The organism is Actinopolymorpha sp. B17G11, assembly GCF_040196095.1.
Classification (GTDB): domain Bacteria; phylum Actinomycetota; class Actinomycetes; order Propionibacteriales; family Actinopolymorphaceae; genus Thermasporomyces.
Genome location: NZ_JBEFTW010000045.1, coordinates 42203 through 52906, shown reverse-complemented (window position 1 = coordinate 52906; position 10704 = coordinate 42203). Strand labels below are relative to the sequence as shown.

General features: G+C 67.2%; 9 protein-coding genes and 1 pseudogene. 1 reads left to right on the top strand and 9 read right to left on the bottom strand.

Annotated elements, in window-relative coordinates; translation table 11 throughout:
* Nucleotides 1–123: pseudogene (locus tag ABN028_RS35555) on the top strand (IS630 family transposase); the annotation flags it as partial.
* An 8-nt stretch (nucleotides 124–131) separates the two neighbouring features.
* Here the strand turns inward: ABN028_RS35555 and ABN028_RS31130 are convergent.
* From ABN028_RS31130 to ABN028_RS31090, 9 genes are all read right to left on the bottom strand, one after another.
* Entirely contained in the window at nucleotides 132–2477 is a 2346-nt protein-coding gene (locus ABN028_RS31130) for a discoidin domain-containing protein (protein ID WP_349699085.1), read from the bottom strand.
* Entirely contained in the window at nucleotides 2474–3565 is a 1092-nt protein-coding gene (locus ABN028_RS31125) for a hypothetical protein (protein ID WP_349699084.1), read from the bottom strand. The genes ABN028_RS31130 and ABN028_RS31125 overlap by 4 nt, the downstream gene beginning before the upstream one ends.
* 256 nt (nucleotides 3566–3821) lie before the next feature.
* The gene (locus ABN028_RS31120) at nucleotides 3822–4838 is read right to left on the bottom strand and encodes a LacI family DNA-binding transcriptional regulator (RefSeq protein ID WP_502879229.1); all 1017 of its coding nucleotides are present in this window, start codon (nucleotides 4836–4838) and stop codon (nucleotides 3822–3824) included.
* 295 nt (nucleotides 4839–5133) lie between these two features.
* Nucleotides 5134–6429, bottom strand: a complete 1296-nt coding sequence (locus tag ABN028_RS31115; RefSeq protein WP_349331357.1) for an MFS transporter — start codon at nucleotides 6427–6429, stop codon at nucleotides 5134–5136.
* A 43-nt stretch (nucleotides 6430–6472) separates the two neighbouring features.
* Complete coding sequence (locus ABN028_RS31110; protein WP_349331356.1) at nucleotides 6473–6838, bottom strand: hypothetical protein; 366 nt, start codon at nucleotides 6836–6838, stop codon at nucleotides 6473–6475.
* A gap of 29 nt (nucleotides 6839–6867) precedes the next feature.
* Nucleotides 6868–8322, bottom strand: coding sequence for a sulfatase family protein (locus tag ABN028_RS31105; RefSeq protein ID WP_349699083.1), 1455 nt, complete (start codon nucleotides 8320–8322; stop codon nucleotides 6868–6870).
* 124 nt (nucleotides 8323–8446) lie between these two features.
* Nucleotides 8447–8653 carry a helix-turn-helix domain-containing protein gene (locus tag ABN028_RS31100; RefSeq protein WP_349331355.1) on the bottom strand — a complete coding sequence of 69 codons (207 nt, stop codon included), beginning with the start codon at nucleotides 8651–8653 and terminating at the stop codon, nucleotides 8447–8449.
* A complete protein-coding gene (locus ABN028_RS31095) occupies nucleotides 8653–9132 on the bottom strand; it encodes a DUF2975 domain-containing protein (RefSeq protein ID WP_349331354.1) in 480 nt (159 codons plus the stop codon). Before ABN028_RS31095 ends, ABN028_RS31100 begins: the two co-directional genes overlap by 1 nt.
* Nucleotides 9133–9163: 31 nt before the next feature.
* On the bottom strand, nucleotides 9164–10693 hold the full coding sequence (locus tag ABN028_RS31090) for a BNR repeat-containing protein (protein WP_349699082.1): 1530 nt from the start codon (nucleotides 10691–10693) through the stop codon (nucleotides 9164–9166).
* Nucleotides 10694–10704 lie beyond the last annotated feature (11 nt).

Below are 10704 nucleotides of genomic sequence, written 5' to 3'. Positions count from 1 at the left end.
ACCAAGATCCGCCAATTCATCACCGGCTGGAACGACCGCTGCCACCCCTTCGTCTGGACCAAGACCGCCGACCAGATCCTCACCAAAACGAACCGTCAAAAGATCTCAACCACGGGGTACTAGGGCGTGTCCTAGCCGGTTCGGTACACGGCGATCTCGGTCATGGTCGGGGTGTAGACCTCGGTGGCGATCTGCTCGGTGAGCGCCACCCGCAGTCTGGAGGTCGTGACGCTGCCGAAGCCGGTCACGGTGAGGTCGTGGCCGATGCCGTCGTCGTGGCTCGCGAACGTCACCCACTCGCCCGTCCCCACGTCCCACCGCTGCAGCTCGAACGCTTGCACCCGCGGGTTGGTGCCCGCGTCGGTGTACTCGTCCAGGTACACCTCGTCGAACGTGGTGTCCCCTCCGAAGTCGATGTCGAGTGTGATCGGGTAGGCCGCGTCGTCGGACGCCGCCCACCGGGTCGTCAGGTCGCCATCGGTCAACTTCTCCGCGCCGAGCGTGCCGCCTGCCCCCGGGTGGGTCGAGCTCGCGGCGACCGGCTTGTCGAGCGCGAGGTTGACCCGGTTGCCGGGCTCCTCCTCGATCGGGTCGTCGTCCACCGGGTTGGTGACCTTCTCGCCGATCCGGCTCTCCGCGATGCCGATGTCCGGGGCGTCGCCGTAGTAGATGTGCGTACCGAGGAAGTCCTCGGATCCCAGGTGCGCGTTGTACCGGCCGGCGTCGATCAGCGGGGACTCATCACGTAGCCGGAACTGGGCCGCGGCCTTCCGAATCCTGTCCACGCCCGCCCCGGTGAGGTATGAAGTCGGGTTGCCCACGAACCTCGGGTCGACCCGCAGCCCGTTCGGGTCCGCCGGTTCCTGGCTGGAGTGGCTGCCGCTCGCCTCGTAGAAGTCGTTGTTCGAGAACACCGCGTGGCGGAGGGCGTCGGCCCGGCGGTACCACGGCGTCGGCTCAGTCGTCGAGTAGTTGTAGAAGATGTTGTTCAGGAAGTAGACCCTGGACAGGAACGTCTCGTCGTGGAAGTAATCCACTTCCGCGCCGTCGTAGACAAAGGTGTTGTTCACGAAGTACGTCGGCGAGTAGTTCGTCGACAGCATGTTCTTCACGAGCACGCCGTTGTCGTTGACGCTCAGGTTGTAGCGGGCGACCGAGTTGGAGCTGTTGCCCATGTACGACATCCAGCCGGCCGGGTTGTCGTGTGAGTAGTTGAACTGGTACGTGACGTTGAAGTTCGTGTACTCCAGGTCCCACGGGGTGCCGTCGAACTCGTTGTACGGGCCGCCGTAGACCTCGTTGTACTGCATGACCGAGTCAGCGCCCGCCCACAGATAGAGCGCGACGGACACCGAGTTGTAGCGCTCGAGGAACCCGTTCACCTCGTTGTACTCGACCGTCATGTTCTTGGTGTTGGCGAGCTGGATCGCACCCTGGCCGATACTCTCGGCGTAGTTGTGGCCGATGTAGACGTCCCGGCTGTAGAGGTCGCGGGTGCGCACCCACAGCTGTTCCCAGCCCTCATGCCACTTCCCGTTCTCGTCGTACTGTCCGGAGTCGGCTGTGCGGTCGCCGAACCAGTTGAACGCGAACTGGATGGCGTGCAGCTCGACGTTCTCGAAGGTGTTGTTCTCGATCCGGACATCCTGGAAGTAGTAGCCGCCGGTGCCGTACTCCCGGTAGTTGCGGCTGCCGAAGACCTGGAAGTTGATGCCGCCGTAGTGCATCTGCTGCCAGAAGCTCGGGCCGTCGGTGTTGTGGACGTAGACATCGAAGATGCGGAAGTGGTCCATGATGTTGTCCGCGCCGTCGGCCAGGAGGTCGGCGTTGACCGACACCATGATTCCGTCGCGGACGACTCGTTCTGTGGTGATGTCGGTGGCGAAGTCGTCGTCGTTGGACAGCTCGACGTTGTTGATCTCGAAGTACTGCTGGTTGCGCAGGACGATGGCGCCGGTCAGACCCACCGTCTCGGGATTCTTCGTGCCGTCCGCGTTGAACGGGCTCGGCACGTTGCCGTTCGTCGCGATGTACGGCCGGCCGGCGCGCGGATCGCCGTACGCCGAGATGGTGATCGGCCGGCCTGCGCTGCCCGAGCCCTTCGGCCACAGTTGCTCGTCATGCCACTGCTCGCCGGCCTTGAGCAGGATGCGGTCACCGGGCGCGAACGTCGTCGCGTTCGCCTTGGCGAGGCTGCGCCAGGCGGACTCCGGCGATGTGCCGCCGGCGTTGTCGGAACCGTTCGTCGCGTCGATGAAGTAGTCCGTGCCGCCGTTCGGGTTGGGCGTGTTGCCCGGCCAGCTCGGCTTGGCGGCGGCGACGCCGCTTGGAGCTGCGGCCGCCGGCATGACGGTCACGAGCGATCCGGTGAGGAGCGCGGCGAGCAGGGCGACGAGGCCCCTGCGGAGCGCCCGCGAAGAGGGTCGTCGGCGCGTCGGCGCTCCGGGGGGTGGTGGTGCGGTAGCGACAGGCTTCATTCCTGCACATCCTTTGCGTTGATGGCGTCCAACGCCTCGGCGTCGACCTCGATGTCGCTGGTGGCGATCCGGCGCTCGAGGAACTGCTTGAACCTCTCCTCGATGAGCGCCTGGCGGATGCGCCGGGAGTAGTCGGCGAGCGCTGCGCTCTCGTCGACGGACCTGCCGTCGAGCTCGTAGTAGGTGACCTGGCCAGTGCCCATGACCGGGGCGGATATCTCCCCCGGGGCGAGGTTCCCGAGCAGCACCATGAGGTCCTGGTCGTGGGCGTTCGCCCCTGCCAAGCCGCCGTCGTACGTATCGGTCGTGAGCATGGCACCGGGCTCCCGGGCGGCGACGTCCGCAAGTCGCCCGGCGGCGGCCACCCGCCGGTTCAGGCGTGCCGCGTAGTCCGTGGAGGCGCCGTCGCCTTCGGGCACCCGGACGACGAGCTTCGAGTAGCTGTAGGTGGTCGCGTTGGCGCTCCACGCCTCCCGGTCCGCGTCGAACGCGCGCCGGACATCGCCGTCGTCGACCCAGAGCGGGTCACCGGCGGCAGCGCTGAGTCGTTCCTTCAGGGCGGTCGTGATCTCGGTGAGCCGGTGTGAGTAGTACTCCTCGGGCGAGAACGCCGTGACGCCGTAGACGACCTCGCCCCTCGCGAGGGCGTCGGCACGTCGCTCGTTCTCGGCGGCCAGCTGGGCAAGGAAGTCCTCGTGGTCGATCGCGACGTCGAGCCCGCGCTCCTCGGCGAGAATGAGTGTGGTCTTGTCGCGCCAGATCTCGTCGAGCGCACGAGAGGTGAGCTGGTCGAGGGCGGTGCCGTCGCCGACCGGCGTGGTCCAGTCGATCGCGCCCTGCAGTCGATGCTCGTTGCGCAGCTCGTTCTGAACCGTCGGTTCGAGCCGCCGCAGGTGGAAGAGCAGCTCGTCGCGGGTCACGGTGTACCCGTCGATCGAGGCGTCCTCGCCCGCCGGGCGGGCGAGCACGATGGCGGTGACCGCGAGCGCGGCGATGGCTACACACACGCCGGCGCTCAGGGCGGCGACGGCCCGGCGGGACAGCGTGCTCACCGCACGCCGGTGGAGCCGTCCCCGCCGGTCAGGCATCCGGAGAGCAGACCGAGTGCCGTGACCGTAGTGCCCGCGAGAACGAGTGATCTTCCCATTGGTACGGGCTCCTTCCGTGGACAGCGCCACGCGGACGCAAGAACAGAGCTCGTCCGGAGCGGTTACGTCGGGCGCCAGTCCGCCGCAACCCCGTGCCACCCAGGTCGAGAAACGCGATGACTCGGCCGATCGGAGCAAAGCATGGCATCGATAACATGCGCGCGCAAGAGATCGTCACAGACCGGCAACGAGCAGATCAACGCGCGGGTGGTGGCGCGGTAGAGGCACGGATCGTCAGCGTCGCGGGAACATCAGAAGCCCCGGCACCTGCCCGGTCGAGCAGCAGGGCGACGGCCGTCGCGCCGCAGCTGTAGAAGTCCTGCCGCACGGTGGTCAGTGGGGGCGAGCAGTACGCCGCCAATGCGATGTCGTCGACGCTCACGATGGACAGGTCGTCGGGCACCGACCGCCCGCGCTCGCGCATGGCGCGGATCACTCCGAAGGCCATCTCGTCGCTGGCCGCGAATACTGCGGTCACGTCCGGGATCATCGCGATGATTTTCCCGAGCCGATATCCCGAGTCGGGGGACCAGTCGCCCTCGAGCGGCGGCGGCGCCTCGATCCCGGCGGCGGCCAGGCACTCCTGCCATCCCTGCCGCCGTTGGCGCGCCTCGATCCACTCGTCCGGCCCGGCGATGTGCCAGACCTGGCGGTGCCCCAGGTCGAGCAGATGTTGCGTGGCGACACGGCCCGCCTCCTGCTGGTCGATCCCGAGCACCCGGGCGCCCGCCGTCCGCGAGCCGTCGAGGGTGACGGTCGGGATGTCCCGAGTGATGTCCTCCATCTTCTGCGTCGTGGCAATGAGCGGCACGGCGATGACGATGCCGTCGACGCCCTGCTCCGCGAGCTTGGACAGGGACCGCTCCATCAGGCCGGTGTCGAGAGCGGCGATGGTCGCGATGCTCACCGCGAACCCGGCCTCTCCCGCAGCAGCCTCGACGCCGGCGGTCACCGCCGAGCGGGCGTAGTATCCGCCGGACTGCAGCAGTATGAGCCCGATGGTGTGGCTCCGCCCCGAAGAGAGCATGCGGGCGGCGTTGTTGAACCGGTAGCCGAGCTGCTCCACGGCGGTCAGCACGCGCCGCCTTGTCTCAGGGCTGACGTTCGGCGAGTCACGGAGCGCGCGTGAGACCGTCTGCGCCGAGACACCGGCGGTCCGCGCCACGTCAGCCATGCTCGGCTGCCTGGCGGGGCGCTCGGTGGCCTCGGTCATGTCGCTCCCTTTCCGCGGCTGGCCCGCGAGGTCCGTCTTGGCCAGATCCTACGTGGTGATGTTACGAATGACATCGATAACATCGTCCGGCTGCGATCGGTCGCCGTGCGCCGTCCCAAGCGTGGCGTAGGGCACGCCGTTGGCGCAGGGCGCCCCTCATGCGAAGCCGTGCCTCAACTCGTGCGAAACGTCCGAGGGCGGGGGTCGCTACACCGTTCCGGATCTCGGCATAACCGTCCCCGTTCACCTGGCAAGGGCGCAACGGCAACCCCGGTTGCTGAACCATGATGGACGGCTAGGTGTCCGGTGGAGAGTGGCCTTCTGCGCCAGACTGCTGACCCTGAGAGATCGGCCGCGAAGAGGTCGTGTACGCCGGCGCCTCACGTCCCCCGCCGTAGCCGATGGGGTGCACGGGTGGCCGGGCGATCAGGTCGGCGATGAACATCCTTCGGGCCACGATGACCAGCAGTGCCGCGACGGCGAACAGCATGGCGGCGACCCGCCAGGCAGTCTCGTATCCGCTCGCGGCGACCACCGCGCCGAAGAGTGCCGGTCCTGCCGCTCCACCGACGAAAGCTCCTGCCTGGAGATAGCTGCTCGCAGCACCGGGCGCGTCCCTGCTGACCCGGACGACGGCGTACAGCAGCAGCCCCGGCCACGACCATCCGAACGCAAACGCGATCAGGCCGGCCGCCACCACGGTGGGTTCGGACGGGAACGACAACACCGCCAAGGCCGCCGCACCGATGAGCATCTGGGCCGCGACAACCGGCAGGTTGCGCCCGTGCCGACGGTCGGCGAGGTGCCCGGAAACCACCCGCACGACAAGGTTCACCGCGCTACCCGTCGCCATCAGCAGCCCCGCTACGTCCGGAGTCAGACCCACCCGGAACCCCCAGGAGGCCACGAAAGCGCCGAGAGAGTTGCCGGCAGCGCTGGCCAGGCTGACCGCGATCATCGTGGTCACCAGCGCCGCCGTGGAGGGACGATCGAGCGCACCGAGTGGGCGAGAGCCGGCGACCGTGGCGCTGGGAAGGCGCAGGCTCACGAGAGCGATCGCCAGGCCGCCGAAGCCGGTGAGCGCGAAGGTCCACCGCCACCCGAGCAGCGCGCCGACCGTCGGAACGGCAAGACCCGCGAGGGTGATCGCGAGTGGGATGGCAGCCTGCTTCACCCCGAATCCGAGCCCCTGCCGATGCGCTGGCACCACTTTGGCCATGGTGACGTTCGACGTCACCTGACATGCCGCGTTGGCGACCCCAAGGATGACCATCGCCACGGTGAGAACCAGCCATGACCGAGCCGCCCAGGCGACCCCGAATCCACCGGCCGCGGTGAGAAGCCCTGCGACAGCGGTGCTGGTCCGACGTCCCCATCGATCGACCAGTCCACCACCAAGCAACACCGATGCCGCAGCGGCCACGAAGAAGGCGCTCACCGCGACGCCGAATCTGCGTTCGTCGAAGTCGAGGTCCGCGCGTACGAACACAGACTGGGAGCTGAGCAGGAACACCGGCAGGATGCCCACCGTCGTCATGGCGCTGGCGCCAAGCACTGTCCAGGTCGTCGGCGGCACCCAGGAACGCTTCATCAGAAGGCGTGTCCTGCGCGTGACCCGCTGGCTCGACGTGACGTCAGTTCCCCCGGCTGATGCGTACGACCACCTGGGAGTCGGTCACGCTCTCCGCGGAGACCGACAGACCACCGACCTCGGTGGCCGGCTGGCCTGCGGTCAGGGTGACCCGCTCACCGGCGACCTCGACGGTCGCCCGGTCGCCCTCTGTTCCGACGAACCGGGCGTCGACTCCGAGGACGCTCGCGTTGCCCTCGACGCCTCGATCGAAGGTGACCGTGCACTGGTCGAGACCGCACTCGGTGGCGGCGCCTTCGGAGCTGCAACCGGCCAGGAGCGCTACGCCGAGGGCGGTGGCCGCGAAGAAACGCACGATCATGGCGACGGGCGGCCAGGACATGTGGGGCATGTGCATTCGGTTCGTCACAGCGCCCCAGGCTACAAGGACCAGGTCGTTCAGCCCCACGTGCTTCGGTCGGCGGCGAGTTGCTTGGCCAGGGTGGGGATGTCCAAGGCCCGTTCCCCGGCCGGGGTCGCGTGGTGAAGCAAGTTATCCAGCTGATACGGATCGCGGGTCAGGTCGTAGTACTCGCGGAAGAAGAGCTTTCCGCTGCCCACCTCGTCGCCGGCGGAATTGGTGTGAAGGTCGTAGTACTCGACGTACTGCCTCGTGGTGCTGAGATAGGACGCCCAGGTCGGCCGTCCACCGCGAACATCGTCAGACCACCGCCAGCTTTCGAGCAGGATGTGCTCGCGGCGAAAGTTCGACAACAGCGACCGGCCGTCTTGTGGTGTCGTGGGGGCGACCTGCGCGGCGTCCAGGATGGTCGGCGCGAGGTCGATGTTCGCGGCGATGCGATCGTCGACCGTGCCCGAGTCGAGGCCGGCAGCGGGCCAGGACAGGTAGAGCGGCACTTGGTGTGCCGGGCCGTAGGGAAGGGCCTTGTCCAGCAGCGCGTGGTCGCCCCAGAGGTAACCGTGATCCGAGCAGTAGATCACCAGCGTGTTGTCGAGCTGACCGGTTTCGATCAGCTTGCCCCTGACCGCTTGCAGCGCATCATCGACAGAGCGCAGCGACTGTAGCTGCCGCGCACGCAAGTCCTCGCCGTCGGCGAACGTGTAACGCGAACTCCGAACGAATGGCGGCTTGTCTCGCTTGTCCTTCTCCGGGACCGAGGGCCGACCACTCCAGGACGGGACCTCGCTTCCTTCGTACGGCACGTCGGCGGTGGAGGGCCGGTGCGGAGCGTTGGGTGTGAAGATCGCGAACCAGGGGCTGCTGCCGAGCGCCGCCCGATCCAGAAATCCCAGGAGTCGATCCCTCAGCACCGTGGTGGTGTATCCGGGAATCATCTGGACGATGCCGTTGACGTTGTAGTGGGCGTCGACGTAACGGGGCCGCACAACAGTCCACTCGTCGAAGTGAGGTGGCGGGTTCTTCACGCCCCAGTAGTTGACGTACTTTCCAAACAGCGCGGTCCGGTATCCGGCCTGTTGAAGGTGCCGCTGCACGGTGGTGTTCTGGTCCAACCTGGATGGATGCCCGTTGTCCAACACTCGGTGGTTGTGCGCATAACGACCGGAGAAGATGGACGCACGAGACGGTGCACAGAGCGGCGTGGTGGCGTGGGCGTTGCGGAACCGAATTCCTTGACCTGCAATCCAGCTCACGGCAGTCGGTGTCGCCCACTCCGTGTGCAGGGGTTGGTCATCGGTAATGATCAACAAGACGTTTGGCTTTTCCGATGCGCCGCTTCCCGTGACCCTGGTGGAGATGTTGGGTCTCGTGCTGGCCGAGTACAGTGGCCACGCCGCCGTGGCCGCCGTGGCGGCCGCCGCGATGCCGGCACCTTTGAGCAACCGTCTCCGGCTGACGTGTCGCCGACCCACGACCTTACGGTCCCCCGACATGCACACCGTCCTGACAGCTTCGTTCGGCACCCGCTACCAAGGGACACCCGAGTACCTGGTGGGTGGACCCCATGGGCACGGCCCTCGTTATATCAGCGGGGCGGCCAGCCGATGACGGCGGCGTTCACTCCTCGACCCACTCCAGCAGGTCGCCGGGCTGGCAGTCGAGCACCCGGCACATGGCTTCCAGGGTGCTGAAGCGCACCGCCTTGGCACGGCCGTTCTTCAGTACCGCCACGTTTGCCGGCGTGAGTCCGACCTGCTCGGAGAATTCGCCGACGCTCATCTTGCGCTTGGCCAACTCGACGTCGATGCGCACCACGATGGGCATCAGATCACCGCCTCCATGTCGGTCCGCAGCGTGGTGGCCTGCCGCAGCAGCGCACGCATCACCACCATCAGGAGACCGAGCACAGTGACACCTATGACCATCAAGAGGAGCAGGAGCGGTACGCCCGGGTCGTCCGCGTTGAGACCGACGTAGACAAACACGCCCAGAAGCACCATCCACGCCGCGGCGATGGCCCACACGATCGCATCCACCCAGGCCAAGGAGGCCGGACTGAAGATGCGGTCGTGTTTGACCATGGTGAGCAACTTCCAGGTGGACACGATCACGACCTGAACACACAGCACCCAGAACACCGCCACGGCGGTCATCGGCCACCTCAGGTACGCCTGGTCCGGGGACTCCGCAGCCATGTGCGCGAACTGTCCAGGCAGGGAGAGGACCTGGAACACGACCAGGACGCCGAACAGCAACACGAGGAAGACTCGGAGAGGGGCTACCGCCCGATGCGCCGCAACCATGTATCGAGTATGGGCTGTTCTATATCGACTGTCAATCGATACCTGCCGTTTCGCGTCGGCTCCCCTCGTAAGGAAGCGGCGGCCGTTCCGGGTTCCGCGACTTCGGGCGGTGCGGAGCGGTGGAACCCAGGTGGAAGTCGGCGATCCGGAAGGCCGACGGCAGGCCTGCGCGACGCGGTGGTTCCTGATAGGCGACCGAGAGTACGCCGTCGAGGGCCAGCCGCGAGCGGTCGATGATCAGCTCCGACACGTTGCGGACGTCCCCGGCGGCGAAGACCGTCCGCCAGTCGGTCCACCTGCTCGCCGCCGTCGCGGCCATGATGCGTGCGTCGGGCAGGATCACGTAGGCGGTGTCGTCGTTCCCGAGGACGATTTTCGTCCGTCCGGAACTTCCCTGCCGGGTGGGCAGCGCCGTCTCGTGCCAGGTGCCGTCATCGTCACGCCAGGCGTGGTACGGGCGGGCGAACCGCCTGCGGTCGGCGTAGAGGTCGCGCGCACAGCCGCCGAGTGGGTGGAGATCGCTCGCCCGCACCCGGCTGGTCATGACATGGAGGCGTCCCTCATGGTCGAACGCCTGGGACTCCTGGTTCATCAGACCGCGGTCGATCGGGATGCCTCGCACGATGTGCGGGTCGTGGACCGCGATCAGGTCCCGGGTCCCGGTGCGCCCGATCACCCGGCCGTGGTTACCGGTCCATGTCATTCCGCCGTCATGGCTGACCGCGTAGCCGGTGTCGTGGTTGCCGACACTGGCGCCGTCGCATGAGCCGCTGGGATGTTCCCGCCAGGTCCACGTGATGGCCAGGTCACCCGTTGCCGGGTCGGCGGTGAAGCCGTGCAGGTAGGCGTTGCGCGTGGTGCTCGTCCCGTATTTCGAGCGGTAGGTGCCCTGGCTGGACGTGTAGCTGCCGAGGAACGACCAGGTGCCGGCAGGCGTGTCGTCGTAGCGCAGCAGCACCTGCTGGCCGTTGCCCGAGATGCCGTCGCGGTACGTCAGCAGCATGCGGCCACGGACCACCTCGAACCGCGGATAGGTGAGAGTCCTCGGAGCCTCCGGTGCGCCGGGCCACGATGGTCGCGTGCGCTCGAAGACTCGCGACGTCCACGGGATCTCGCCCGGCCTGCTGGCGACCCCTGGACGTGTTCGCGTGTAGCGGATGCCCTCGTTGTGCGTCGGGAACGCGACATGCAGGCGACCATCGGACGACGTCACGGCCATGGCGATCGTGTTGTGCGAGTCGTCGCGGTAGAGGTCGACGTCCAGCTCCGTACTCTGCCAGCGCCCGGAGGGGAGCTGACGACGTGCGATGACGGCGCGTTCGCTGTCGCGATACCAGCCGGTGTACTGCCAGCCGCGGTAGGTGAGGATGCCGTCCTGCTGGTAGCTGGCGATGTTCGCGGTGTTCTCGTACGTGATCACGCCGCGTGCCGCCGGATCGAGGATGGCATCGCTACGCCGCGAGACACCGGGCTGGTGAGGTCCTTCCGACGTGGATACGACGATGAGGAACGCCGCGAGCACAGCGCCGAGGAGCAGGCACCCGCGGTGGAGCCAGGCCATGCGTGTGAACC

Coding starts and splice junctions, on each gene's coding strand:
- ABN028_RS31125 (WP_349699084.1), bottom strand. CDS start 3,565: ATGCCTGACCGGCGGGGACGGCTCCACCGGCGTGCGGTGAGCACGCTG.
- ABN028_RS31120 (WP_502879229.1), bottom strand. CDS start 4,838: ATGACCGAGGCCACCGAGCGCCCCGCCAGGCAGCCGAGCATGGCTGAC.
- ABN028_RS31095 (WP_349331354.1), bottom strand. CDS start 9,132: ATGGTTGCGGCGCATCGGGCGGTAGCCCCTCTCCGAGTCTTCCTCGTG.
- ABN028_RS31130 (WP_349699085.1), bottom strand. CDS start 2,477: ATGAAGCCTGTCGCTACCGCACCACCACCCCCCGGAGCGCCGACGCGC.
- ABN028_RS31115 (WP_349331357.1), bottom strand. CDS start 6,429: ATGAAGCGTTCCTGGGTGCCGCCGACGACCTGGACAGTGCTTGGCGCC.
- ABN028_RS31090 (WP_349699082.1), bottom strand. CDS start 10,693: ATGGCCTGGCTCCACCGCGGGTGCCTGCTCCTCGGCGCTGTGCTCGCG.
- ABN028_RS31105 (WP_349699083.1), bottom strand. CDS start 8,322: ATGTCGGGGGACCGTAAGGTCGTGGGTCGGCGACACGTCAGCCGGAGA.
- ABN028_RS31100 (WP_349331355.1), bottom strand. CDS start 8,653: ATGCCCATCGTGGTGCGCATCGACGTCGAGTTGGCCAAGCGCAAGATG.